Here is a 25,068-nt window from a genome sequence, read left to right as displayed (position 1 = left end):
CTCAAACCCCCGCGAGTGAGCAGTTGTTGTTGCCTCAGCGGAGCTGAGGCAACAACAACTGCTCACTCGCGGGGTGGGCGGGACCGACACCAGGCGGGACCGACACCAGGCGGGACCGACACCAGGCGGGGCCGACGCCGGGCGGGGCCGACGCCGGGCGGGGCCGGGGCCCACTCGACGGGCGGAGCGGAGGGTGTTACTCGACGAAGATTCCCGCAAGGGTCTTCTTGCCGCGGCGCAAGACCGCGACGCCGGTCGGCAACACCGACCCGGCGATCGTCGTCTCTTCGTCGGCGACCTTCACGTTGTTCAGGTACACCCCGCCCTGGGCAACGGCGCGACGGGCCTCACCGAGGCTCTTGGTGAGTCCGGTGTCGACGAGCAGCTGCGTGACCAGCGCGTTCGGCGCAGTCGTGGTGTTCGGCAGTTCGCGCAGAGCGGCCTCGAGCGTTGCCGGGTCGAGGTCGGCCAATTCGCCCAGGCCGAACAGGGCCTGCGCGGCGTTGATCGCGGCATCCGTCGCCGCTACCCCGTGTACCAAGGAGGTGACCTGATAGGCCAGCGTGCGCTGGGCTTCACGTTTGAACGGCTCGGTGGCAACGGCCTGCTCGAGACGCTCGATCTCGGCACGGTCCAGGAAGGTGAAGACCTTGAGGCGACCGATCACGTCGGCATCGTCGGTATTGAGCCAGAACTGGTAGAAGGCGTACGGGCTGGTCAGCGCGGGGTCGAGCCAGATGGCGTTCCCCTCGCTCTTGCCAAACTTGGTTCCATCGCTGTTGGTGATCAGCGGCGTACCGATCGCGTGAACGCTGGCGCCCTCCGCCTTTCGGATGAGGTCGGTGCCGCTCGTGAGGTTGCCCCACTGATCGCTGCCGCCGGTCTGCAGAACGCAATTGTGACTGCGGTACAGCTCGAGGAAGTCCAGGCCCTGCAGCACCTGGTAGCTGAACTCGGTGTAGCTGATGCCCTCGTCGCTGTTGAGGCGCGTGCTGACGGCATCCTTCTTGAGCATGGTGCCGACACGGAAGTACTTGCCGATGTCGCGCAAAAAGTCGATGGCCGAGAGCGGCTGGGTCCAGTCGAGGTTGTTCACCAGGGTCATGGCGTTCGAGCCCTCGGCACTCAGAAAACGGGAGACCTGCGCTTGCAGGTAACCCACCCACTCCGCGACGGTGTCTTTCGTGTTGAGCGTGCGCTCGGCGGTCGGTCGCGGGTCGCCAACGAGACCGGTTGAACCGCCCACGAGACCGAGCGGGTGATGGCCGGCCAGCTGCAAACGGCGCATGAGCAACAATTGCACGAGGTTCCCGAGGTGCAGGCTGGGCGCCGTCGGGTCGAACCCGCAGTAATAGGTGATCGGATCGCCCGCGAGGAGCTCGCGCAGTTCAGTCGCGTCGGTGGAGACGTGCACGAGGCCGCGCCACGTGATCTCCTCCCAGACGTTGTCGAAAGAGGGGTCGTTGGCCTGTTGGGCGAGAATACTGGGGTCTGACACGTTGCCCAGAATATCAGGGCTGCGGCGTCGGCCGTCGCCTCACCCCTGCACAATCACGTCAGGGGCACGCCGATGCTTGATTAAGCCTATAGCCTTGAATATACTAAGTTCAGGATGGAGGCTTAATAAGTTGTATGTGATCACCGCCGACCAGATCAACAGCCGTGCCGATATTGACCGAGCCGGCGCCCTTCTTCAGCTGCTCATTTCGCGCTTCGGCCCGTCCTTCGAGCTTGCACCCGATCAAACCGCCGGCGACGAAGTTCAGATGATGACCACGGATGCCGCCGTCGCACTCGAAGCGACTCTCGCCATTCATCGCACCGGTCGGTGGAGTGTCGGACTCGGGCTCGGCCCAGTGCGCACTCCCCTGCCGGCTGCCACTCGTCAGGCGGCAGGGCCGGCTTTCATCGCCGCTCGCGCCGGCGTCACGCGGGCAAAACGAACCGACACCCATTTCGCGCTCGAGAGCGCACAAGAACGTAGATCCGCCCCGACCTCGCTCGACGGCTCCGACGAAGACATGAGTGCAGCCGAGGTGGAGGCTCTGATCGGCATCGTGCTCTTGCTGCGCCAACGCCGCACGCCCGAGGGGTGGGAAGCGATCGACCTGCTGCACTTGGGATTCACCCAGGGAGATGCCGCGGAGCGCCTCGGAATTTCGACGGCCGCGATCAGCCAACGCCTGAAGACCGCGGCCTGGCGGGCCGAAACGGCGGCACGCCCCGCACTCGTTAGGCTTCTAGAACATCTTCACCGCCAGACGATTGAGACGGGCCCCTCCGCATGACGCACACCCCTGCCTTCGATGTGTTGGCTTCGCTATATTGGCTCCTCCTGGTGCTGGCCATCGTCGGTTCCCTGGTGTTGGCCGCGCTCGCCTTCAAATTGAAGAAGCAGGTGTTCGCAATAGCGTCGGCAGGCGGCCTCGCGTTCGCGTTGCTGGTGGCCGCGGCCCCGGCGCCTGCCGGACCGGCGTCATACGGCAGCCTGCTCGGCGTGTTGGCCCTCGCGTTGGCTGTGATCGGCGGCGCCCCCATTGCGACTCTTGCGCTCACGCTCTCAACCCGCAATTCGGTGGCTCCGGGTGCGCACGGCGGAATCCTCGTCGACCGTGCCGCCGGAATGGTGGCAGCGGATGCCGCCGCGTTCGCTTCTCCCGGCACCGCGATGCACGAGGTATTGCGCGGCGGGCTGGCCATTGGCCTACTTGAGCGTTTCGCTGTGGCCGGTGCGATCCTCGCTGGTTTCCCTGAGGCCATCGCCGTAGTCGTTGCGATCAAGGGCGTCGGTCGGTTCACCGAATTGGCGGCGGCCGAGGCCCGCGAGCGTTTCATCATCGGCACGCTCGCCAGCTTGATCTGGGCCTGCACCTGCGCCGCGCTGGTGCCCCTCGCCGTCGTGTAACGGGTCCACCCGTGGTCCCAGCACAGTAAATCAACTCATCGGACGCGATCGCAGAGCGCACCCAGCTCGTAACTCCTGCTTTTCGCCACCGGCCGCACTTCACCTCGTGTCGCCGTGGGCTTCTGACGCGGCCGCTCTGAAATTTGCAGGAGTTATGCGCCGAGCAGCGGGACTTTCTAATCGGCCTGTTTCGGGTGGCGTTTATAGGGCGACACGGATGCCTCCCCCGGCATCCAAAACCGCCACGGGAAGCGCTCTCCCCCGCCCTCGCCGCTGACACCGGTGCGCGGACCGGTGAGGTACTCGACCGGCTGGGCGGGCAGCACGAGGCTGAACGGCGGCTCGAACAGGTCGGCGCCGTCGTCGCCGAGCGTGATTCCGAGCGCCACCGTGAGTCGGGCCGGCCCCTGCGCCAGGTCCCGATCCCCGCGGGACGTCGTACGCCGTGCACGCGCCAGTTCCAGGCCGTCGATCACCGCGCCGGCCCGCAGCAGCAGCCCGGATGCCTGCCCCACCGGCGAGCAGACCACATTCGCGCAGACATGAAGGCCATAGCTGAAGTAGGCATAGAGGTGCCCGGGCGGGCCAAACATGCTGGCGTTTCGGGCCGTCTGGCCTCGAAACGCATGGGAGCTCGGGTCAACCCCGCCACCCTGGTAGGCCTCTACCTCGGTCACGCGCACCGAAACCCCACCGTGGCGCAGCACACTTCCCAGCAGAAAAGGAGCGACCTCGACCGCCGGCTGTTGGAACAGCGTGCGGTCGAGGCCCACGATTGACTCCCGAAAAGTGTCGAACTACGCCGTGAGTGCCGATGCCAGGGTACGCACGCGCTCCATCAGGTGGGCACGCTGCTCGGCAACGCGCACCGGTGCGGTACCGCCCTGGCCGTCACGGCTTTCGACGGAACCGCGAATGGTCAGAACCTCACGCACCGCAGGCACGAGATGTTCCGAGATCGACTGCAGCGCGGCATCGTCGACCTCATGCAGCTCGAGGTCGTGCTCTTCGGCGTATTTCACCAGCGAACCGGTGATCTCGTGCGCATCACGGAACGTGACGTGACGCTTCACGAGCCACTCGGCGACATCCGTGGCCAAGGAGAAGCCCTGCGGCGCCAGTTCGGCCATGCGGTCGGTGTGAAAACGCAGGGTCGCCACCATGCCGGTGAAGGCAGGCAGCAGAACCTCGAGCGTCTCGATCGAGTCAAAAACCGGCTCTTTGTCTTCTTGCAGGTCACGGTTATATGCGAGCGGCAGTCCCTTGAGCGTGGTCAGTAGCCCGGTCAGGTTGCCGATCAACCGGCCCGACTTACCGCGCGCAAGCTCGGCGATGTCGGGATTCTTCTTCTGCGGCATGATCGACGACCCGGTGGAATAGGCGTCGTCGAGGGTGACGAAACCGAATTCCTTGGTGTTCCAGAGAATGATCTCTTCGGCCAAACGCGACAGGTCGATGCCGATCTGCGCCGTGATATAGGCGAACTCCGCAACCAGGTCGCGGCTCGCGGTGCCATCGATCGAATTTTCGACGACAGCCCCGAACCCGAGATCGGTCGCGACCAGTCGCGCGTCGAGGCCGAGGGTGTTGCCCGCGAGGGCCCCCGAGCCGTACGGAGAGAAGTCGGCGCGTCGACCCCAATCCGCGAACCGCTCGAGATCGCGCACGATCGGCCAGCAGTGCGCCAGCAGGTGGTGTGCGAGCAGCACCGGCTGAGCATGCTGCAGGTGGGTCCGGCCCGGCATAATCGCGTCGGCGTGCACCTCGGCTTGCGCCGCCAAGGCGTCGATGAGCTCGATCAGAAGCTGCGACAGCGTCGCCGCGTGGTCGCGCAACAGCAGACGGATGAGCGTGGCGATCTGGTCATTGCGGCTGCGGCCGGCGCGCAGCTTGCCGCCCAGTTCGACGCCGGTCAGGTCGATCAGCCCGCGCTCGAGCGCGGAGTGCACGTCTTCGTCGCTCTCGGCCGGCAAGAACCGTCCGGTCACAACGGCCGCTTCGAGAGCGTCCAGGGCGGTAACCATGCCCACGAGCTCGTCGCTCGTCAGATAGCCCGCCGCGGCCAGGGCACGCGCGTGAGCACGGGATCCGCGGATGTCGTACTCGGCCAACTGCCAGTCGAAATGAGTCGACTTGCTTAGCCGAGCCAGTTCGGGCGACGGACCGCCGGCGAAGCGGCCACCCCAGAGGGCGCCTGCTTCACCGGCACGGTTTGCGCTGTCGTCGACGGCCATGGTCGCCTACTGGCCGGCGAGATCGCGGCGAGCCGAGATCTTGCTCGGCAGCGACCACAGGTCGATGAAGCCCTTGGCCAGCGACTGGTCGAAGGTGTCACCGGTGTCGTAGGTGGCGAGGCTGAAGTCGTACAGGCTCTGCTCCGACTTGCGGCCGGTGACGACGGCGGTGCCGCCCTGCAGCTTCAGACGGATGTCGCCCGAGACGTACTTCTGGGTGTGGTCGATGAACGCGTCGAGCGAACGCTTGAGACCCGAGAACCAGAGTCCGTCATAGACGAGCTCCGACCACGTGGACTCGATGGTGCGCTTGTAACGGTTCTGGTCGCGTTCGAGGGTGAGGTTTTCGAGCTCTTCGTGCGCGGCGATCAAGGCGATGCCGGCCGGAGCCTCGTAGACCTCACGGCTCTTGATGCCGACGAGACGGTCTTCGACCATGTCGAGGCGTCCGACGCCGTGCTTGCCGGCGAGGGCGTTCATGGCCACCACCATCTCGAGCGGGGTGTGCGGCACGCCATCGATGGCGATCGGTACGCCCTGGTCGAACGTGATGACGACCTCATCGGCCTCGCGGTGCACGCTCGGGTCTTGGGTGTACTCATAGAGGTCTTCGATCGGAGCGTTCCATGGGTCTTCCAGGAATCCGGTCTCGACAGCGCGGCCCCAGACGTTCTTGTCAATGGAGTACGGGTTCTTCTTCGACTGCTGGATCGGCAGGTTGTGCTGCTCGGCGTAGATGATGGCCTTGTCGCGGGTGAGCGCGAGGTCGCGCACGGGGGCGATGCTGGTCAAGTCGGGTGCGAGGGCAGCCACGGCCGCCTCGAAACGCACCTGGTCGTTGCCCTTGCCGGTGCAGCCGTGCGCGACGGAGTCTGCGCCGAGGTCTTTGGCGGTCGAGGCGAGATACTTGGCGATCAGCGGGCGGCTGAGCGCCGACACCAGCGGGTAACGCTTCTGGTAGAGGGCGTTGGCCTTGAGCGCGGGAACGATGTAATCGTTGGCGAACTCGTCTTTCGCGTCGACGACGATCGATTCGACGGCACCGCAGTCAAGGGCACGCTGACGAATGTCATCCATGTTCTCGCCGCCCTGCCCCACGTCGACGGCGAGGGCGACGACCTCCTTGCCGGTCGCATCCTTGAGCCAGCCGATGCCGACAGAGGTGTCGAGTCCGCCCGAATAGGCAAGGACGATACGTTCAGCCATGGTTCTCCTTCAGAAAAGTGATCAGTTTGAGTTTACGCAGGTTACGGACGAATGCCGGTCCTGGAGGCCTGGCCCAGGCCGGGTGGTACGGACGGCCTCGTCAGTCGTGGTCTGACGCGTCGTCGAGGTCTGCGAGGTCGGCGAGCAGGTCGTGCACGTCGGCTTCGAGTTCGATCAGCGCTGTGGTGAGTACGGTGCGCAATGCCCGGGGTGCGGCGGTGTCGGATGCTGTGGCGCCAGCATCCGCGCCGCCGATTCGGTCTCGCAGCCGGCCGAGTTCGAGCAGATCGCTCTCGTCGATCACGCCGCTGCGCGCAGCCGGACTCACCTGCGCGATGGCGTCGAGCGCCGCAGCGAGTTCGGGGGCGACCGCGGCGAGGACCGCCTCATCGTCGGTGTCGGCCTGATTCAGGATGCCGTCGATCCGGTCGAGGTGATCGGCTGCGGTATCCAAGGAAGCCCGGTCTGTTGCCGCCACGATCAGGCCGCGTTCGAGGAGGTGTTCTGCGAGTTCTGCGCCAGCAGCCACACGAGTAGCGCCTTCTGAGCGTGCAGACGATTCTCGGCCTCGTCCCAAATGATGCTCTGTGCGCCGTCGATCACGTCGGCGGTGACCTCGAAGCCGCGGTCGGCCGGGAGGCAGTGCATGAAGTGGGCGTCAGGCTTCGCGTGTGCCATCAGCGCAGCGTCGACGCGGTAGGCGCCGAGGTCGGCCAGACGGGCAGCCTTCTCTTCTTCTTTACCCATCGACACCCAGGTGTCGGTGATGACGATGTCGACACCCGTGACGGCGGCGACGGGGTCAGTGAACAGCTCGACGGAGCCGCCGGTCTGCGCGGCGATGGATGCGGCATCCGCCACGACCTGCGCGTTCGGCGTGTACCCCGCTGGCGAGGCGATACGCACGTGCATGCCGGCGGTCGCGCCGGCGAGCAGGTAGGACTGGGCCATGTTGCAGGCGCCATCGCCGAGGAAGACCAATGTTTGGCCGGCCAGGTCGCCGCGGTGCTCACGCATGGTGAGCAGGTCGGCGAGCAGCTGGCACGGGTGAAAGTCGTCAGAAAGCGCGTTGACGACGGGGACGGTGGTGCCCCGAGCCATTTCTTCGAGTCCGGCCTGGCCGTAGGTGCGCCAGACGATGGCCGAGACCATGCGTTCGAGCACGCGGGCGGTATCGGACGGGGTCTCTTTGCCACCCAGCTGACTGTTGGCGGTCGAGATGATCAGCGGGCTGCCGCCGAGATCGGCGATACCCACGGCGAACGACACGCGCGTGCGGGTCGATGACTTGTCAAAGATCACCGCGACGGTCTGCGGCCCGGCGAGCGGCTGCACCGCGAATCGGTCTCGTTTCAGTTCCACGGCCAGGTCGAGAATCTCGGCCTGTTCGGCCGGAGAGAGGTCATCGTCACGCAGGAAGTGGCGGGTCACGGGATCACTTTCGGTCATGTCTTGCTGCTCACACGGCAGACGGCGGGGATCAATCAACTCTAGAGGCTGGCGAGTGCAGCCCGGAATCGTCGCTCGAACTCGGCCAGCTCGGCGTCGTCGACGATCAGCGGCGGGGCCAGCCTGATGGTCGAGTCGTTCGGGGCGTTCACGATCAGGCCGTGGGCCTGGGCCGCGGCGGCGAGCTCGGCCGCGACCGGGCGTGCCAGTCCCAGGCCCAGCAACAGTCCGCGTCCGCGCACCTCGGTGATGAGGGGTGAGTCGATCGCGGCAATGATGCCGCGCAACTGTTCGCCACGTTTCGTTGCGTTCGCGACGAGGTCGTCGTTTTCGATCACGGTGAGCACCGCGTTCGCCGCCGCCGTTGCGAGCGGATTACCGCCGAAGGTCGAGCCGTGCTGGCCGCGCGCGAACAGGTCGGATGCGGCACCGAACGTGACGAGCGCACCGATCGGCACACCGCCGCCGAGACCCTTGGCCAGAGTGAGGGCATCGGGAAGGATGCCATCGCGCTGGTAGGCAAACCAGTCGCCCGTGCGGGCGATACCGGTCTGGATCTCGTCGAGAATGAGCAGCACGCCGTGCTCGGTGCAGAGTTCCCGAGCGCGCGCAAGGAAGCCGTCGGGTAGATCAAGCACACCGGCTTCGCCCTGCACGGGTTCGAGCACGAGTGCGCAGACCGTGCCGTCGATGGCGGCTTCGAGAGCCTCCAGCGTGCGTTCGATGTGGTCGACACCGGCCGGAACCGGCAGGAACGGCTCGCGCATGGCGGGCTTGCCCGAGAGCGCGAGGCCGGCCATGGTGCGGCCGTGGAACGAATCCTGCAGGGTGACGATGCGAGTGCGGCTACCGTCGCCCGTGTTGAGGCGGGCCAGTTTGAATGCGGCCTCGTTGGCCTCGGTGCCCGAGTTCGCGAAGAAGACGCGGCCCTCCGCCCCGGCGCCCGTGAGGCGCTGCAGCCGCTCGGCCAGTTCGATCTGCGGCGGACTGGCGAAGTAGTTCGAGACGTGGGCGAGGGTGGAAACCTGCTCGCTCACTGCGGCTACGAGTGCCGGATGCGCGTGGCCGAGCGCGTTGACGGCGATACCGGCTAGAAAATCGAGGTACTCGGTGCCATCCTCGTCCCAGACGTAGCACCCCTCCCCGCGCACCAGCATCGCGAGCGGCATGCCGAAGACGGGGAGCATCGCGTTGCTGTAGCGGGTCCGCCAGTCGGTCTGCGGGGTCTGCGCGGTCTGCGGGGTCGATTCGGTCATACTGAAACCACCTCGGTGCCAATTCCGTCTTGCGTGAACACTTCGAGCAAGATCGAGTGCGGGATGCGGCCGTCGATGATCGCGGCCTTTTCAACGCCGCCGTCGACCGCGTCCAGGCAGGCCGTCATCTTGGGGATCATGCCCGACTCCAGGCTCGGCAGCAGGGCGCGGAGCGCCTCGGTGTCGATGCCTGAAACAAGCGAGTCGCGGTTCGGCCAATCGCTGTAGAGACCGGCCACATCGGTGAGGATCACGAGTTTCGCGGCGCCGAGAGCCACGGCGAGAGCGGCGGCGGCGGCATCCGCGTTGATGTTTAACGACTGCCCGGGCACGTCGCTGTCGGGCGCAATCGACGAGATCACGGGGATGCGCCCGGCGTTGAGCTGGGTGTGCACCGCTTCCGGATCGACGCCGATGACGTCGCCGACGAGGCCCAGGTCGACCTCGATGCCGTCAAGGACGACGCCGCGTCGACGGCCGCGGAACAGGCCGGCGTCTTCGCCGGAGAGGCCGGCGGCGAGCGGACCGTGCTCGTTGATGTGACCGACCAGATCGCGGTTGATCTGGCCGGTGAGCACCATGCGTACCACGTCCATGGCTTCGGGCGTGGTCACGCGGTAGCCGCCGCGGAACTCGCTCTCGATGCCGAGGCGTTCGAGCATGGCCGAGATTTGCGGGCCACCGCCGTGCACGACGACCGGGCGGAGACCGGCATAACGCAGGTAGACCATGTCTTCGGCGAACGCGCGCTGCAGCTCTTCGCTGACCATGGCGTTGCCGCCGAACTTCACGACGATGATCTGCTCGTGAAAACGCTTGAGCCAGGGCAACGACTCGATCAGAGTGGCGGCCTTGACCGCTGCCTCGGCCGGGGTGTTGTCGCTCTGTTCCGGGATGAGTGTGCTGTCGGCGGCCATCAGCTGGAGTACGCGCTGTTCTCTTCGACGTAATCGTGGGTGAGGTCATTCGTCCACAGCGTGGCCGTGGCGTTGCCCGCATGCAGGTCGATGACGACAGAGACGGCCCGCGGGGTGAGGTCAACGAGGTCGCGCGGCTGATCGGGCTCCCCCGCCGTGCAGACCTGCACGCCGTTGATGGCGACGTCGATGCCGTACGGGTCGAAGGCGGCGTCGGCTTCGTCTACGGTGCCGACGGCGGCCAGCACGCGGCCCCAATTGGGGTCATTGCCGTAGATGGCGGCCTTGAACAGGTTGCTGCGTGAGACCGCGCGGGCGACCAGCACAGCTTCGTCTTCACTCTGTGCGTTCTGCACCGTGATCGCGACATCATGGGCGGCGCCCTCGGCGTCGGCCTGCAACTGAAGGGTGAGGTCTTCGCACAATGCGATGAGCGCGTCGGTGAATTCGGTCAGGTCGGCTTCGACGCCGCTGGCGCCCGAGCCGAGCAGGCTGACCGTGTCGTTGGTGGACATGCAACCGTCCGAGTCAAGACGGTCGAACGTGACGCGGGTGGCCGCACGGAGCGCCACGTCGAGCTGAGCCGAGCTGAGGACGGCGTCGGTGGTGATGACGACGAGCATTGTCGCGAGGCCCGGAGCGAGCATTCCGGCTCCCTTGGCCATGCCGCCGAGCGACCAGCCGCTCGGCGCGCGGTGTTCGGAGAGCTTGGGGCGGGTGTCAGTGGTCATGATGGCCTGCGCTGCGGCCAATCCGGCGTCGGCGGATGCCGCTTCAGGCGTTTTCAGCAGGGCACTTGCTTCGGCGACGCCACCGGTGAGCTTGCCGAGGTCGAGCTGCTCGCCGATGAGACCGGTCGAACAGACGAGCACGTCGCCCGCTGCAATCTCGAGAGCGGCGGCGACAGCCTCTGCAGTGGCATGCGTGACCTGAAAGCCGGCGGTGCCCGTGTAACAGTTGGCGCCCCCCGAGTTCAGAACGATGGCGCTGACCGTGCCGTCAGCCATGACCTGCTTGCTCCAGATGACCGGGTTCGCCTGGCAGCGGTTGCGGGTGAAGACCGTGGCGACGCTGCGCAGCGGGCCGAGGTTCTGCACGAGGGCCAGGTCGAGGCCACCTGACTTCTTGAGTCCGGCGGTGACACCGGCGGCGACGAAACCGGCGGGGGCGGTGACACTCACGGGGCAACTCCATTCACGCTGAGGCCCGACGTTTCGGGCAGTCCGAGGGCAATATTGGCCGATTGGATCGCGGCACCGGCGGTGCCCTTGGCCAGGTTGTCGACGGCCGTGACCGTGACGACACGACCGGCGGCCTCATCGACGGCCAGGCCGATCAAAGCTGTGTTCGCGCCCAGCACATCGGCGGTGCGCGGAAACTGGCCGGCCGGCAACACCTGCACGAACGGCTCGTTCGCGTAGGCCTCTTCCCAGGCGGCGCGCACGGCGGCAGCCGACGTGCCGGGCACGATCCGCGCGGTCGAGGTGGCGAGGATGCCGCGCGACATGGGCACGATCACCGGCGTGAACGAGATGGTCGGGGCGACGGCACCGGCCCAGCGCAGATTCTGCGCAATTTCGGGAATGTGCCGGTGTACCCCGCCGATGGCGTAGGGGTTGGCCGAGCCGAGGATTTCCGAGGCGAGGTTCGCGTTGGTGAGGCTCTTGCCGGCGCCCGACGGACCGACAGCGAGAACGGCGACGATGTCGGCGGCCTCGATCACACCGGCACGGATGCCCGGGGCCAGGGCCAGCGAGACCGTGCTGGCATTGCAGCCGGGGGCCGCGATGCGGCGCGCGCCAACGAGGCGGTCGCGTTGTTTCTGGCCCGCGGCGCCGCCCGCCAGCGGCAGCTCGGGCACGCCGTAGGCCCAGGCGCCGTAGTAGTCACCGCCGTAGAACGCCGCCCAGTCTTCTTCGCTGACCAGCCGGTGGTCGGCGCCGCAGTCGACCACGAGGGTGTCGGCGGGCAGGTGAGAGGTGAGCTCGCCGGACTTGCCGTGCGGCAGAGCGAGGAAGACGATGTCGTGCCCGGACAGGGTCTCGGGCGTGGTTTCGACCAACGTCAGGTGGGCGAGGGAGCGCAGATGCGGCTGCACGTCGAGGAGACGGGCGCCGGCGTTGCTGTTCGCGGTAACCGTGCGCACGTCGAACTCGGGGTGTCCGGCGAGCAGCCGCAGCAACTCGCCGCCTGCATAACCGCTCGCGCCCGCCACTGCCACCGAATAAGCCATGCATTAAACCTACCGGCCTCGCGGGCGGCGTGGAGCGCCCTCCCTGCTGCGACCCAGGCTCGAGACCCCGACACCGGATCTCGACACGCTCGATCAACGGAACTCCGCCGATCAACGGAACTCCGCCCGTCTCCGGGACCCCGCCGGTCGAGCCCACCCGCCGGTCGAGCCCACCCTGCTGGTCGAGCCCGTCGAGACCCCGCAAGCCGACCTCAACGCCCGACACCGGATCTCGACACGCTCGATCAACGGAGCTCTGCCGATCAACGGAGCTCCGCCCGTCTCAGGGACCCCGCTGGTCGAGCCCACCCCGCTGGTCGAGCCCGTCGAGACCTCGCAAGCCGACCTCAACGCCCGACACCGGATCTCGACACGCTCGATCAACGGAGCTCTGCCGATCAACGGAACTCCGCCCGTCTCAGGGACCCCGCAGGTCGAGCCCACCCGCAGGTCGAGCCCACCCCGCTGGTCGAGCGTGTCGAGACCCCGCCACGGGATCTCGACACGCTCAATCAACGAAAGACGGAAGGCTACTCGCGGATGGCGGCGTTGTAGCGCGCGGCCGCGACCGAGACGCCGTCGAGCTTGGCCGCACTGGCCTCAGCCGCGGTCAGAGTGCGGTCGGATGCACGGAAACGCAGCGCAAACGTCAGTGACTTCAGGCCCGAGCCGACACCGGTTCCCCGGTAGTCGTCGACGAGCTCGATGCTCTCGAGCAGGCCTCCCGCGCCATCGCGCACCGCGGCGAGAACGTCGGCAGCCGGCACCGCTTCGTCGACGACGAGCGAAAGATCCTGCGTGGCGGCCGGCATGGTCTCGACCGGGCGTGCAACGATCGTGGCATCGCCACTCTCGATGATGGCCGACAGGTCGAGCTCGGCCACGGCGACGACGCTCGGCAGGTCTGCCGCGCGGGCGACGGCCGGCAACAGTTCACCGGCGTACCCGACGACGAGAGCCCCGGCATCCGTCGTGATCGACAGCTCGGCCGTGCGGCCCGGGTGCATCGCCTGGTGCGCGCCCTGGCGCACGTGGATCTGCACGCCGGTCGCGAGAGACACCTGCGCGACGAGGGCGAGGGCGTCCTGCCAGCTCGCCGGAACCGGGTTCTGGCCGGGCTGGTGCGCAACGATGTTTCCCGTGAACACGGCGGCGAGCCAGTGCGGCTGCGGTGGGATGCCCGCATTCAATTCCGCTTCGAGGGCGGTGCTCGGGCGCACTGCTCCGGGCGGAAGCGCTGCGGCCCCGTAGGTGACGCCGGCCTCGGGCCGGAACACGAGTCCCTGCTCGAAGATCGCCAGGTTGGTCAGGCCGCGTGACCGGTTGCGGTGCGCGATCTGCAGCAGTCCCGGCACAATCGAGGTGCGCAGGAACGGCACCTCGCCATCGAGTGGATTGGCCACGCGAATCTGCGGAATGGACCCACCCGAGGCAGCCGCGACAGCCGCACCGAACAGGTTGTTCTGCTTCTCGGAGACGAACGGGTAGGCGAGAACCTCGGTGGCCCCGGCGGCGGCCAGGGTATTCGAGACGGCGCGGCGCAGGGTCTGCGGCCGCGTGAGTCCACGCCCGGGTGGGGCGATGGGCAACACCGACGGGATGCGGTCGTAGCCGACGATACGGGCGACCTCTTCGGCCAGCGTCCATTTGTCGGTCAGGTCCGGGCGCCAGCTCGGCGGCGTCACAGCCAGACCGGCATCCGTCTCGGCGAGCGAGGCGCCGATTTCGGCCAGCGAGGTGCGCACTTCCTCCGACGTGTACGTGAGGCCGATCAGGTCCGAGATGAACTCGGTCGGCAGGGCGATGGCCGTGGCCTCCGGCGTCGAGTCGTGCAGCGAACCGAGATCGTCGGCGACTCCCCCGGCCAGTTCCACGAGCAGCTGCACCACACGGGCGGCAGCCACCGGCGACACGGCCGGGTCGACGCCGCGTTCGAAGCGCTTCGACGCCTCACTCGGCAGCTTGTGACGGCGGGCCGCACGGGCGATCGACACGGGGTCGAACACGGCGGATTCGACGAGCACATTCGTCGTCGTGTCGCTGATTTCGGTGCTTGCGCCACCCATCACTCCGGCCAGGCCGATGGGGCCCGACTCGTCGGTGATCAGCAGATCTTCGCCGCTCAGCGTGCGCGTGACAGCGTCGAGCGTGACGATCTTTTCGCCCGGCGTTGCCCGGCGCACGGTGATGCCGCCGGTCAGCTTGTCGAGGTCGTAGGTGTGCACGGGCAGGCCGAGCTCGAGCATGACGTAGTTGCCGATGTCCACCGGGAGTGAGATCGAACGGATGCCGGCCAACTTCAAACGCGCGATCATCCACGCGGGCGACGGCCGGGTGGGGTCAACGCCGCGCACCGCACGCGTGGTGAACACGCTGCAGCCGACACGACCGCGGATCGGCGCGTCGTCGGCGATGGTCACCGAGAACTCGGAGGCCGGAGTGATCGGCGCGATCGCGAGCGCCGGGTCGCGGAACGCCGCGCCCGTTGCGTGCGAGTATTCGCGGGCAATGCCTCGGATCGAGAACGCATAGCCGCGGTCCGGCGTCACGTTGACCTCGACGGCCGCATCGTCCAAGCCCAGAAGGCTGAGGGCATCCGAGCCGACCGCCGGGTCGAGGCCCAGCTCGGTCAGGCGCAGGATGCCGTCATGCTCATCACCGAGGCCGAGCTCGCGGGCCGAGGCGATCATGCCGTCGGAGACATGGCCGTAGGTCTTGCGGGCGGCGATCGGGAACGGGCCGGGCAGCACCGAGCCGGGCAGGGTCACGACGACCTTGTCACCGGGGAAGAAGTTCAGGGCGCCGCAGACGATGCCGTGCACGGCCGGGCCGCCGTCGGCGGCCAGTTCGACGCCCTCGGGCGCAACACGCACCTGGCACCAGCGGATGGTCTTGCCGTTGGACTGCGGTTCCTCAACGAAGTCGAGTACCTGACCGACGACGATCGGGCCGGACAGATCGAAACGGTGGATCTCTTCTTCTTCGAGACCCACGCTCACGAGTGCGGCGTGAATGTCTTCGGGGGTGGTGCCGGGCTCCAGGTCGACGTACTCGCCGAGCCAGCTCAAAGGAACGCGCATCAGACGTTCATCCCATACTGCTGGCTGAACCGAACATCGCCTTCGACCATGTCGTGCATATCCTTCACATCGTTTCTGAACATCAGTGCCCGCTCGACGCCGACGCCGAAGGCGAACCCGGAGTACACCTCCGGGTCGATTCCTGCGGAACGCAAAACGTTGGCATTCACCATGCCGCAGCCGCCCCATTCGATCCAGCGCGCGCCGCCCGAGAAGGTCGGATGCCAGAGGTCGAGTTCGGCGCTCGGCTCGGTGAACGGGAAGTAGTTGGGGCGCAAACGCACCTTGGCTTCGTCACCGAACATCGACTTCACGAAGTGGTCGAGCGTGCCGCGCAGGTGCGCCATCGTCAGGCCCTTGTCGATGGCGATGCCCTCGACCTGGGTGAAGACCGGAGTGTGGGTGGCGTCGAGCTCGTCGGTGCGGTAGACGCGGCCGGGCGCGACGACGTAAACGGGGAGCTCACGGCCGAGCAGCGCACGCAACTGCACGGGTGAGGTGTGGGTGCGCAGCACGAGGTGCGCATCCGTCGGCTCGATGAAGAACGTGTCCTGCATGGCGCGAGCCGGGTGGTCCTCGTCAAAGTTCAGGGCGTCAAAGTTGAACCATTCGCTCTCCAGCTCGGGACCTTCGGCAACCTCCCAGCCCATTCCGACGAAGACGTCGGCGATGCGCTCCTGCAGCAGGGTGAGCGGATGCCGCGCCCCCGCACGCCAGGTGCTGGCCGCGGCGGTGACGTCGACGGCTTCGGCGGCCAGCTGGGCCGTGGCCTCAGCCTCGACGATTGTGGCTTCCCGCTCGGCCAACGCCTGGTTCACCCGACCGCGTGCCGCGCCGACGAGCTTGCCGGCCGCCGCCTTCTGGTCGTTCGGCACGCTGCGCATGAGTGCGTTGAGCTTCGCCAGTGGCGAGCCTTCTGCGGTGTGCTCGGCGCGCACGGTCTTCAGTGCAGCGGAATCGGTGGCTGCGGAGAGGGCGGCGAGTGCGGCGTCGACGGCCGCGCTCACGCCTGATTCGGTAATTTCAGCGGGGTCGCTGTTCATGGGCTCTGACACGAGACCCAAGTTTAGTGCGAAGCTCCAGGTACGACAGCGGCGTCCCAGACGAAAGGCAGGGACGCCGCAGTGACACAGCGAAGCTGACGCTACGCGCGCTGAGCGAATGCGCTTTCGTACAGGCAGACGGATGCGGCTGTGGCGAGGTTCAGCGACTCAGCCTGGCCGTAGATCGGCACCGAGATGGCCCGATCGGTCAAGGCCAGGTCGTCGTCGGTCAGGCCACGGGCCTCATTGCCGAACAGCCACGCCGTCGGCGCCGACAGGAATCCCGCTTCGCGGGCCACGAGCAGGTCGTCGCCCTTGATATCGGCGGCGATCACCTGAAGACCGGCGGCACGGGCACGGTCCCGAACATCCTGCAGCGTGGCACCAACGGCGACGGGCAGGTGGAAGATCGAGCCCGTCGTGGCCCGCACCACCTTGGGGTTGTAGAGGTCAACACTGCGGCCCGTGAGGATCACGGCGTCGGCACCCGCGGCATCCGCTGCCCGGATGATGGTGCCGGCATTACCGGGATCGCGCACCTCTTCGAGGATGGCGATCAGCTTCGGCTCATTTGCGAAGATCTGCTTGACCGACATCGGGAACTGGTGCATGACCGCGATGAAGCCCTGCGGGGTGACGGTGTCGGCCATCGCCTCGAGCACCTGCTCGGAGACGAACTCGATTTCCAGGTCGGCTTCGTGAGCGAGGCCGGCAATGGTTGTGTAGCGCTCAAGCGCTGTCGGGGTTGCAAACAACTCGACGACAAGGTCGGGGCGGAAGGTCAGGGCCTCAGAGACGGCCTGCGGGCCTTCGAGCAGGAAGAGGCCCGTCTCGTTCCTGTCGGCGCGCTTGGCGAGTTTTGCAACGGAACGGACGCGCGGGGAACGGGGGTTATCAAGCATGCACCCAGCTTACGCGGTGCCGGAACACGCGGTGCAGAGACACAGAACGGGAGCGGGCAGATGCCCGCTCCCGTTCGGAGGTGTTACGAGGTGCGCGAGGTAAAGACTACGCAGCAACCTTCGGAGCCGAGGTGTCGGCCGGAAGGGCCTTCTTGGCGGACTCAACGAGTGCGGCGAAGGTGGCCGGCTCGTGCACGGCCAGTTCGGCCAGCATACGACGGTCAACCTTGATGTCTGCAAGACCGAGGCCCTGGATCAGACGGTTGTAGGTCAGACCGTTGGCGCGCGATGCAGCGTTGATGCGCTGGATCCACAGGCGACGGAAGTCACCCTTGCGGGCACGACGGTCGCGGTAGCTGTATACCAGCGAGTGTGTGACCTGCTCTTTTGCCTTGCGGTACAGGCGCGAACGCTGTCCGCGGTAACCCGAGGCGCGCTCAAGAATGACGCGACGCTTCTTGTGGGCGTTGACGGCCCTCTTTACTCTTGCCATTTTATATATTCCTTACGAGATGACGGGGGGTCTTAGTGACCGAGAAGCTTCTTGGCGGTCTTGCTGTCAGCCTTTGACAGGACCTGGTCCTGGTTCAGGCGAGCCTTGCGCTTGGCAGACTTGACCTCCAGGTTGTGACGCATTCCGGCCTGCTGCTTCATGACCTTGCCGCTGCCGGTGATCTTGAAGCGCTTTTTGGCCCCGGAGTGGGTCTTCTGCTTAGGCATTCTTTTCCTCCTGTTTCGCTGCCTTGTCGGCAGCACGGTGTGCGAGGGCCTCGCCCTTGACCTCTGATTTGTTCTTCAGAGGGCCAATGACCATGACCATATTTCGACCGTCGATGGTGGGGGTCGATTCAACCGAACCGAACTCCGCCACATCCTCGGCAAATTTTTGAAGCAGACGTACACCCTGATCCGGACGCGACTGCTCGCGCCCGCGGAACAAAATCATGGCCTTGACCTTGTCGCCGGCCTTCAGGAAGCCTTCAGCGCGCTTGCGCTTGGTCTCGTAGTCGTGCTTATCAATCTTGAGGCGGAAACGAACCTCTTTCAGGATCGTGTTCGCCTGGTTGCGCCGGGCTTCTTTAGCCTTCTGCGCAGCCTCGTACTTGAACTTGCCGTAGTCCATGATCTTCGCAACCGGCGGCTTGGACGTGGGAGCGACCTCGACGAGGTCGAGATCTGCTTCCTGTGCCATGCGCAGGGCAACATCAATGGCCACAACCCCGATCTGCTCTCCGGCTGGGCCGACGAGACGAACTTCAGGGACGCGGATACGGTCATTTGTACGGGGATCGCTGATGCGTCGCTCCTCTTTCTCAATCTTCGTGGCTACTGGCAGGTGACGGATGTCGCCCGAGACGAAGTGAGAAATCACGTCAATCGCATGCCCGAAGAAAACTTCGCCACACGATTCACGACACCCTAACTACTGTCTTGTGCCAAAAGACACCAGAACAGCGGAGTGCAAACAACCCGGTAACCTAGTTAAGCGGTCAAGCGCGGGTGGGAGATTATCCACTTTCGTACCGGGGCCAAAGCCCCGGAGCCGCGTCGAGTCTAGCAGAGGATGGCAGTGAGTAACACATTTGATCAGGATGACGCGGCGCAGGCCACTCGGGACATCGCCGATGTCGCCGCAGTAGAGGTCATTACGACCACGGCAGTGCACCTGATGAGCGCGGCAGCCGTGAAGTGCGGACTGGCCGACGACCCCGAAAACCAGACCGACCTCGACGAGGCCCGCAAACTCATCACGGCCCTCGCCGGCCTGGTGACGGCATCCGCCCCCGACATCTCGGACATGCACGCGCGGAGCCTGCGCGATGGCTTGCGCTCGCTGCAACTCGCGTTCCGCGAGGCGAGTGCGATTCCCGACCCGATCGGCAAAGGCCCCGGCGAGAAGTACACCGGGCCGGTCAACTAGCCTGCGGATCTCGACACGCTCGATCAGCGGATTCGCTTGACACCCGCCGCTGGTCGAGCCCGTCGAGACCCCGCACGCCGCCACCACCGCTGGTCGAGCCCGTCGAGACCCCGCACGCCGCCCCCCAGAAGCGATCACCCGATCTCGACACGCTCGATCAACGGGATGGCTCGGTTCAACATCACCACCGCTGGTCGAGCCCGTCGAGACCCCGCACGCTGCCCTCCAGACGCGATCACCCGATCTCGACACGCTCGATCAACGGGATGGCTCGGTTCAACATCACCACCGCTGGTCGAGCCCGTCGACACCTCGCACGCCGCCCCCACCGCTGGTCGAGCCCGTCGAGACCCCGCACGCCGCCCCCACCGCTGGTCGAGCCCGTCGACACCCCGCACGCCGCCCCCACCGCTGGTCGAGCCCGTCGAGACCCCGCAGTCTGCCTGAGCGAACTCTTAGTCCCGAGCCGAGGCGACCAGCTGCACCCGTAGCGAGTCAACAGCGGTGGCGATGATGTCGTTCGCCGACCACCGTGCGGCCAGGCGGGCCAAAACGGCATCGAGATCGGCCTGAGTGAGACCATCGATGAGTTCGAGCCGCACGATCAACTCGGGTCCGGCCAAGCGTGCGTCCGGGTCCCCGGGTGCCAAAGCGACGCGAAGAACAGACAGTTCTGAACCGATCGACGCAGCGAACGCATCCGCCACGCTCTGGCTCGCATAACTCGGCGTCCACGGCAGCGACTGAGCGACGGCCCACAGCGCAGGGCGGCGCACGACAAACTCGGTCGCTGCCGTCGGGTCGAGCACGACGAGCTCGGTTTCTTCTTGAGCGGCAGCCAGCGCCACGCGCACGGCGTCGGAGGGCACCGGACGAGCGTTGGGATTCCACGCGGCCATCGCCGCCGTCGACGAAAACACCGGCAGCACAGTGCGACCATCGGGACCGGCGACGGTGATGATCGAGAGTTCCTGACTCTTGTCGATGATCAGGCCGTGCTCGGAAGTTCCGGCCTCACCGAGTTCGCTGACCAAAGGAATCAGCAGTCGGGAGCCCCGCAGGGCGTCAACGACGGCCTCCTCGCCGACCTCACGGGAGCGAAAAGCGCGTAGTGCCTCACTCAGCGCGGCGGGAGCCTGTCCGTCGTCGTCGGAGTGCTCGTTGGTCTCAAATTCTCGGCCGGCCCAGGGCTGCCCGGCCGAATCGGTCGGGCCTGTGGGCTTGCCGGTCGAGCCGAGATTATGAGCCGGAGACATCCAGCGCCTCGGGCAGCGTGAAGGCACCGGAATAGAGCGCCTTTCCAACGATCGCGCCCTCGAGACCCAACGGCACAAGTTCGCGAAGTTCCAGAAGGTCGTCGAGGCTCGAGATACCGCCCGACGCGATCACCGGACGGTGGGTGCGTTCCATGACCTGGCGCAGCAGGTCGATGTTCGGGCCTTGCAGCGTTCCGTCCTTCGTGACGTCGGTGACGACGTAGCGCGGGCAGCCGGCATCCTCCAGGCGATCGAGCACCTGCCAGAGATCCCCGCCGTCTTTCGTCCAGCCACGAGCAGCCAGAGTCGTACCACGCACGTCGAGCCCCACGGCAATGGCCTCACCGTAACGCGCGATCACGCTCGCCGCCCATTCGGGGTTTTCGAGCGCCGCGGTACCCAGGTTGATGCGCTTCACACCCGTGCCGAGCGCCGCCTCGAGCGACTTGTCATCACGGATGCCGCCCGAAAGCTCGACGTTGACGCCGCGCACCTGCCGAATGACCTTCTTGATGACGCTCGTGTTGTTGCCACGTCCGAACGCGGCATCCAGGTCGACGAGGTGAATCCACTCGGCGCCCTGGGCAGCCCAGTCTGCGGCGGCGTCGACCGGATCGCCATAGCTGGTCTCTGTTCCCGCCTCGCCCCGGGTGAGTCGAACGGCCTTGCCGCCCGCCACGTCGACGGCGGGAAAAAGCACAAGACGGGGCGTTGTGTTGAACTCACTCATGGGATGTCCTCAATAGAAAAAGACGCGCGCACGCGGGCGAAACGAACACTCGATACTACCCGCGCAGGGAGCCGAGCCAGTTCGCCAGCAAACGGATGCCGGCTTCGCCGGACTTCTCGGGGTGGAATTGTGTGGCGGTGAGGGGGCCGTTCTCGACGGCGGCCAGAAAACGGCCACCGTGCTCAGCCCACGTAAGCCGAGGTGCTGGGAACGGTGGCATGACGTCGAGCGTCCATTCCTGGGCGGCGTACGAGTGCACGAAATAGAAGCGTTCGTCGCGCAGGCCCTGGAAGAGCACCGAATCGTCGGGAGCGTCAACGGTGTTCCAACCCATGTGCGGCAGCACAGGAGCGGGAAGCTCGGTCACCGTTCCCGGCCACTCCCCCAGGCCTTCGGTGTCGACGCCGCGCTCGACTCCATGTTCGAACATGACCTGCATCCCCACGCAAATACCGAGCACGGCGCGGCCGCCGGCCAGTCGCCGGTCGATGATCTCGTCACCGTAGACCGCCTTCAACGACGTCATAACGGCATCGAACGCGCCGACGCCGGGAACGACGAGGCCGTCGGCCTCCAGCGCGGTCTTGCGGTTGGCCGTCACGGTGACGTTCGCGCCAGCCTGCTCGAGAGCCTTGGCCGCGGAGTGGATGTTGCCGGTGCCGTAGTCGAAAACGACGACGTTGGTCACAGAGCACCCTTGGTGGAGGGGATGCCGACCACGAGCGGGTCGAAAGCCTTGGCCTGACGGAAGGCACGCGCGAAGGCCTTGAACTCGGTCTCGGCGATGTGGTGGGGGTCACGCCCACCCAACACACGCACGTGCACGGTGAGGGCCGCGTTGAACGTGATGGCTTCGAAGACGTGACGCACCATGGAACCGGTGAAGTGACCACCGATCAGGTGATACTCGAAACCCTCCGGCTCGCCCTCGTGCACGAGATACGGGCGGCCGGAAATGTCGACGACGGCTTGAACCAGCGCTTCGTCGAGCGGAACCGTCGCGTCGCCGTAGCGCGAGATACCGGACTTGTCGCCCAGCGCCTGTTTGATGGCCTGGCCGAGCGCGATACCGATGTCTTCCACCGTGTGGTGCACGTCGATGTCGGTGTCGCCGGTGGCCCGTACGGTGAGGTCGGTCAGCGAGTGCTTCGCGAACGCCGTGAGCAGGTGGTCGTAGAACGGAACCGTCGTCTGAATGTCACTGACACCGGTGCCATCGAGGTTGATGCGCAGCTCGATGCTCGACTCGCTCGTCGCGCGGCTGATCTGCGCGATACGGGGGGCTGGTTCCTGTGCGGAAGAAGTCATAGCGCTAGCCTATTCCGCTCGGCTGACGGTCGGAGCACCGAGCCGCGAGATGGCGGCCAGAAAGGCTGTCGTCTCGGCTTCGGTTCCAGCACTCACGCGCAGGTGATTCGGTATTCCGATATCGCGAATCAGGACTCCCTCCGCGAGGAGCGCCGTGAACGTCGCACCTGGATCTTCGACGCCGCCGAACAGCACGAAGTTGCTGCCGGTCCGGTACGGCCGGTACCCCAGGTCACGCAATTCCGTCACGATACGGTCGCGCTGAACCCGGATGTCGTCGACCATCGCCAGCATCTCGGCCGTGTGATCAAGGGCGGCCGTTGCTGCGGCCTGGGTGAGCGCGGAGAGGTGGTAGGGCAACCGCACCAAACGAAGGGCATCGGTCACCGCAGGATCGGCGGCCAGATAGCCCACCCGCGCGCCCGCAAAGGCGAAGGCTTTACTCATGGTGCGGGAGACCACAAGCCGTTCGCGCCCGGGGAGCAGACTGAGCGCCGTTGGCGCCTCCGCCCCGCCGAATTCCGCGTAGGCCTCGTCGACGACGACAATTCCGTCGGTCGCGTCGTAGACCGCCGCGATCGTCTCGAGCGCGAGCGGTGTGCCGGTGGGGTTGTTGGGCGAGCAGAGAAAGACAAGGTCGGGCTGCGTCTTCGCCACCCAGGCGGCCGCGGTGTCGGCCGACAACTCGTAGTCGGCGTCGCGTTCGCCGGCCACCCACCGGGTGTCTGTTCCCGACGCCAAAATGGAGTACATCGAATAGGTCGGGTCGAAACCGAGAAGGGTGCGGCCCGGGCCACCGAACGCCTGCAGAACCTGCTGCAAGACCTCATTGGAGCCGTTCGCTGCCCAGATGTTCTCGGCTGTCAGTCCGTGACCGAGATAATTTGCCAAGCTCTCGCGCAGTTCGGTGAACTCGCGGTCGGGATACCGATTGACCGTGAGTACCGCTCGTGCCAACGATGCGACGATGTGGTGCGCCACAGCCTCGGGAATGGGGTGAGTGTTCTCGTTCACGTTGAGGGCCACCGGAACGTGAAGCTGCGGTGCGCCATAGGGAACGAGTCCACGCAGATTGTCGCGCAGGGGAAGGTCATTGAGGCTGGTCACCCGTGCAATGGTACCGGGCAGTTCTGAGTTGCAAACGAGTACGACTCATTGGTGCTGGCACGTCCGGCTACCTCCCGCACCCTTCCGCCGGCCGCGTTCGCGTGCCCGGCGGGATGTACTAGTCGGACGCGGGAAGCGCGAGGCGCTGCCCCGGGACCACGTCGGCCGAGTCGAGCTGGTTCAGGGCAACGATCTCGGCGATCACGTCGCGCGGATCGTCGTGCGGTGCCAGACGCTCGGCCAGCTGCCACAGCGACTGGCCTGCCGTGATTGTGACGTAGGAGAACGTGTGAGTTTTCGTGCCGGCCCCCGAGGCGAGCGCCGCGCCGCCGTTCAGCGCTGCGGCAAGAACCACGGCGACCAGCGGCGCCGCCGCGAGTGTGCTGAAGACGAGGCGACCGCGCCGGGTCAGACGCAGCCGGGTGGTGCCAATGGATCCGTGCGGAGCAGTGGTGCTCATGGTGAACCTCCTGGTAAGTACGCATCCGACTCTCGGCCGGGAGAGCCGGATGCGAATCTTTGTTCCGAATATATATTCGATTCTTCGAACAATCAACCTTGTTTACGGATATTTTCGAAAAATCGGCCGCAACACACTCGAATAAGTGTTTGTTTTCGGGGCGGACGGGGTTACAGTTTTGTTGACGGCTCGAACACAACCAGATACCACCGACATTCCCGAGAAACAGCCCCGGCTGAGACTCTCGAATTCGACAGGGCGACAGCCGGTCCAACGGCAGATTCATCGGCGCGAGGAGCATTGAGATGGCGAAAGAAAGCAGCAATACGCGCGACAAGGGCGGCACCCGACGTCGCAAGAGCTTGAGCGAGAAACAGCTCGCGATTCTCGACGTGATCCAGCGATCCGTGAGCCGCCAGGGCTATCCGCCAAGCATGCGCGAGATTGGCGACGCGGTTGGCCTTGCATCCCTGTCGAGCGTCACCCACCAGCTCAACCAGCTTGAACTCAGCGGCTACCTGCGGCGGGACCCCAACCGCCCCCGGGCTCTCGAGATCCTCATTGAACTGCCCCAATCGGGCGACGACACATCGGGTGCGCCCGGCGACTCGGACATCCTGGGTGGATCGATCCAGATCGGAGATGCCGCGATGGTTCCGCTCGTTGGCCGCATTGCCGCCGGCGTCCCCATCACGGCAGACCAGCAGATCGACGAGATTTTCCCCCTCCCCCGCCAGCTGGTGGGCAAGGGCGACCTGTTCATGCTCAAGGTCGTCGGTGAATCAATGATCGATGCCGCAATCTGCGATGGCGACTGGGTTGTCGTGCGTCAGCAGAAGACGGCCGAGAATGGCGAGATCGTCGCTGCAATGCTCGACAACGAGGCCACTGTCAAGGTGTTCCGTCAGCGCGATGGCCACACCTGGTTGCTCCCCCGCAACACGAACTTCGAGCCCATCATGGGCGACCACGCAGAGATTCTCGGCAAGATCGTCGCGGTACTGCGCTCGGTCTAGCTCGCCTCGACTGCCGCGCCTTTTTCCGCGAGTCTGCAGGGGTTG

The 25,068-nt window shown here is 66.0% G+C and carries 26 protein-coding genes; 4 read left to right on the top strand and 22 right to left on the bottom strand.

The features are described from left to right. Window positions 1–196 precede the first annotated feature (196 nt). Window positions 197–1,498 (bottom strand): tyrosine--tRNA ligase, encoded by a 1,302-nt coding sequence (gene tyrS / locus HNR05_RS01200; RefSeq protein WP_179577358.1) that lies wholly within the window; start codon window positions 1,496–1,498, stop codon window positions 197–199. A gap of 136 nt (window positions 1,499–1,634) precedes the next feature. Here tyrS and HNR05_RS01195 point away from each other — a divergent pair, with 136 nt between their 5' ends. Then, window positions 1,635–2,288 (top strand): DNA-binding protein, encoded by a 654-nt coding sequence (locus HNR05_RS01195; RefSeq protein WP_343062670.1) that lies wholly within the window; start codon window positions 1,635–1,637, stop codon window positions 2,286–2,288. Beyond that, a complete protein-coding gene (locus tag HNR05_RS01190; RefSeq protein ID WP_179577356.1) occupies window positions 2,285–2,905 on the top strand; it encodes a hypothetical protein in 621 nt (206 codons plus the stop codon). Before HNR05_RS01195 ends, HNR05_RS01190 begins: the two co-directional genes overlap by 4 nt. A gap of 176 nt (window positions 2,906–3,081) precedes the next feature. On the opposite strand, the gene HNR05_RS01185 is transcribed toward HNR05_RS01190, so the two are convergent. The 15 genes from HNR05_RS01185 to infC all read right to left on the bottom strand — a co-directional run bounded on the left by HNR05_RS01185 (window position 3,082) and on the right by infC (window position 18,522). After that, window positions 3,082–3,678, bottom strand: coding sequence for a DNA-3-methyladenine glycosylase (locus tag HNR05_RS01185; protein ID WP_343062414.1), 597 nt, complete (start codon window positions 3,676–3,678; stop codon window positions 3,082–3,084). A gap of 24 nt (window positions 3,679–3,702) precedes the next feature. Then, window positions 3,703–5,139 (bottom strand): argininosuccinate lyase, encoded by a 1,437-nt coding sequence (gene argH, locus HNR05_RS01180; RefSeq protein WP_179577355.1) that lies wholly within the window; start codon window positions 5,137–5,139, stop codon window positions 3,703–3,705. A 6-nt stretch (window positions 5,140–5,145) separates the two neighbouring features. After that, complete coding sequence (locus tag HNR05_RS01175) at window positions 5,146–6,345, bottom strand: argininosuccinate synthase (protein WP_179577354.1); 1,200 nt, start codon at window positions 6,343–6,345, stop codon at window positions 5,146–5,148. Between the two features lie 100 nt (window positions 6,346–6,445). Beyond that, window positions 6,446–6,874, bottom strand: coding sequence for a hypothetical protein (locus HNR05_RS01170; protein ID WP_179577353.1), 429 nt, complete (start codon window positions 6,872–6,874; stop codon window positions 6,446–6,448). Next, window positions 6,826–7,776, bottom strand: coding sequence for an ornithine carbamoyltransferase (argF, locus tag HNR05_RS01165; RefSeq protein WP_179580418.1), 951 nt, complete (start codon window positions 7,774–7,776; stop codon window positions 6,826–6,828). Before argF ends, HNR05_RS01170 begins: the two co-directional genes overlap by 49 nt. 59 nt (window positions 7,777–7,835) lie before the next feature. Further along, window positions 7,836–9,050, bottom strand: a complete 1,215-nt coding sequence (locus tag HNR05_RS01160; protein ID WP_179577352.1) for an acetylornithine transaminase — start codon at window positions 9,048–9,050, stop codon at window positions 7,836–7,838. Continuing rightward, window positions 9,047–9,967: an acetylglutamate kinase gene (gene argB, locus HNR05_RS01155; protein ID WP_179577351.1), complete on the bottom strand. Its 921-nt coding sequence runs from the start codon at window positions 9,965–9,967 to the stop codon at window positions 9,047–9,049. The genes HNR05_RS01160 and argB overlap by 4 nt, the downstream gene beginning before the upstream one ends. Next, the gene (gene argJ / locus HNR05_RS01150; RefSeq protein WP_179577350.1) at window positions 9,967–11,148 is read right to left on the bottom strand and encodes a bifunctional glutamate N-acetyltransferase/amino-acid acetyltransferase ArgJ; all 1,182 of its coding nucleotides are present in this window, start codon (window positions 11,146–11,148) and stop codon (window positions 9,967–9,969) included. Before argJ ends, argB begins: the two co-directional genes overlap by 1 nt. Next, window positions 11,145–12,200: an N-acetyl-gamma-glutamyl-phosphate reductase gene (gene argC, locus HNR05_RS01145; protein WP_179577349.1), complete on the bottom strand. Its 1,056-nt coding sequence runs from the start codon at window positions 12,198–12,200 to the stop codon at window positions 11,145–11,147. The genes argJ and argC overlap by 4 nt, the downstream gene beginning before the upstream one ends. Window positions 12,201–12,730: 530 nt before the next feature. Next, entirely contained in the window at window positions 12,731–15,280 is a 2,550-nt protein-coding gene (gene pheT / locus HNR05_RS01140) for a phenylalanine--tRNA ligase subunit beta (protein ID WP_179577348.1), read from the bottom strand. Then, window positions 15,280–16,323: a phenylalanine--tRNA ligase subunit alpha gene (gene pheS / locus HNR05_RS01135; protein WP_179580417.1), complete on the bottom strand. Its 1,044-nt coding sequence runs from the start codon at window positions 16,321–16,323 to the stop codon at window positions 15,280–15,282. Before pheS ends, pheT begins: the two co-directional genes overlap by 1 nt. A 101-nt stretch (window positions 16,324–16,424) precedes the next feature. Then, window positions 16,425–17,225 carry a TrmH family RNA methyltransferase gene (locus HNR05_RS01130; protein ID WP_179577347.1) on the bottom strand — a complete coding sequence of 267 codons (801 nt, stop codon included), beginning with the start codon at window positions 17,223–17,225 and terminating at the stop codon, window positions 16,425–16,427. A 106-nt stretch (window positions 17,226–17,331) separates the two neighbouring features. Next, window positions 17,332–17,718, bottom strand: a complete 387-nt coding sequence (gene rplT, locus HNR05_RS01125; RefSeq protein ID WP_179577346.1) for a 50S ribosomal protein L20 — start codon at window positions 17,716–17,718, stop codon at window positions 17,332–17,334. A gap of 32 nt (window positions 17,719–17,750) precedes the next feature. Then, the gene (gene rpmI / locus HNR05_RS01120; protein WP_179577345.1) at window positions 17,751–17,945 is read right to left on the bottom strand and encodes a 50S ribosomal protein L35; all 195 of its coding nucleotides are present in this window, start codon (window positions 17,943–17,945) and stop codon (window positions 17,751–17,753) included. Beyond that, window positions 17,938–18,522: a translation initiation factor IF-3 gene (gene infC, locus HNR05_RS01115; RefSeq protein WP_179580416.1), complete on the bottom strand. Its 585-nt coding sequence runs from the start codon at window positions 18,520–18,522 to the stop codon at window positions 17,938–17,940. The genes rpmI and infC overlap by 8 nt, the downstream gene beginning before the upstream one ends. Window positions 18,523–18,789: 267 nt before the next feature. Here infC and HNR05_RS01110 point away from each other — a divergent pair, with 267 nt between their 5' ends. Continuing rightward, on the top strand, window positions 18,790–19,146 hold the full coding sequence (locus HNR05_RS01110) for a DUF1844 domain-containing protein (RefSeq protein WP_179577344.1): 357 nt from the start codon (window positions 18,790–18,792) through the stop codon (window positions 19,144–19,146). Between the two features lie 455 nt (window positions 19,147–19,601). Here the strand turns inward: HNR05_RS01110 and HNR05_RS01105 are convergent, their stop codons facing one another. From HNR05_RS01105 to HNR05_RS01080, 6 genes are all read right to left on the bottom strand, one after another. Further along, window positions 19,602–20,402 carry an SseB family protein gene (locus HNR05_RS01105; protein WP_179577343.1) on the bottom strand — a complete coding sequence of 267 codons (801 nt, stop codon included), beginning with the start codon at window positions 20,400–20,402 and terminating at the stop codon, window positions 19,602–19,604. Next, complete coding sequence (gene priA / locus HNR05_RS01100) at window positions 20,386–21,132, bottom strand: bifunctional 1-(5-phosphoribosyl)-5-((5-phosphoribosylamino)methylideneamino)imidazole-4-carboxamide isomerase/phosphoribosylanthranilate isomerase PriA (RefSeq protein WP_179577342.1); 747 nt, start codon at window positions 21,130–21,132, stop codon at window positions 20,386–20,388. Before priA ends, HNR05_RS01105 begins: the two co-directional genes overlap by 17 nt. A 55-nt stretch (window positions 21,133–21,187) precedes the next feature. After that, window positions 21,188–21,820, bottom strand: a complete 633-nt coding sequence (gene hisH / locus HNR05_RS01095; RefSeq protein WP_179577341.1) for an imidazole glycerol phosphate synthase subunit HisH — start codon at window positions 21,818–21,820, stop codon at window positions 21,188–21,190. Further along, window positions 21,817–22,440, bottom strand: a complete 624-nt coding sequence (gene hisB, locus HNR05_RS01090; protein ID WP_179577340.1) for an imidazoleglycerol-phosphate dehydratase HisB — start codon at window positions 22,438–22,440, stop codon at window positions 21,817–21,819. Before hisB ends, hisH begins: the two co-directional genes overlap by 4 nt. A 9-nt stretch (window positions 22,441–22,449) precedes the next feature. Beyond that, window positions 22,450–23,547: a histidinol-phosphate transaminase gene (locus tag HNR05_RS01085; protein ID WP_179577339.1), complete on the bottom strand. Its 1,098-nt coding sequence runs from the start codon at window positions 23,545–23,547 to the stop codon at window positions 22,450–22,452. Window positions 23,548–23,665: 118 nt separating this feature from the next. Next, entirely contained in the window at window positions 23,666–24,007 is a 342-nt protein-coding gene (locus HNR05_RS01080; protein ID WP_179577338.1) for a LysM peptidoglycan-binding domain-containing protein, read from the bottom strand. A gap of 305 nt (window positions 24,008–24,312) precedes the next feature. On the opposite strand from HNR05_RS01080, the gene lexA reads away from it, so the two are divergent. Then, entirely contained in the window at window positions 24,313–25,023 is a 711-nt protein-coding gene (gene lexA / locus HNR05_RS01075; RefSeq protein ID WP_179577337.1) for a transcriptional repressor LexA, read from the top strand. Window positions 25,024–25,068: the final 45 nt, after the last annotated feature.

Source organism: Leifsonia psychrotolerans (assembly GCF_013410665.1).
GTDB lineage: Bacteria > Actinomycetota > Actinomycetes > Actinomycetales > Microbacteriaceae > Cryobacterium > Cryobacterium psychrotolerans_A.
Note: the sequence above shows the minus strand (reverse complement) of the source record. Positions and strands in the feature narration are given on the sequence as shown.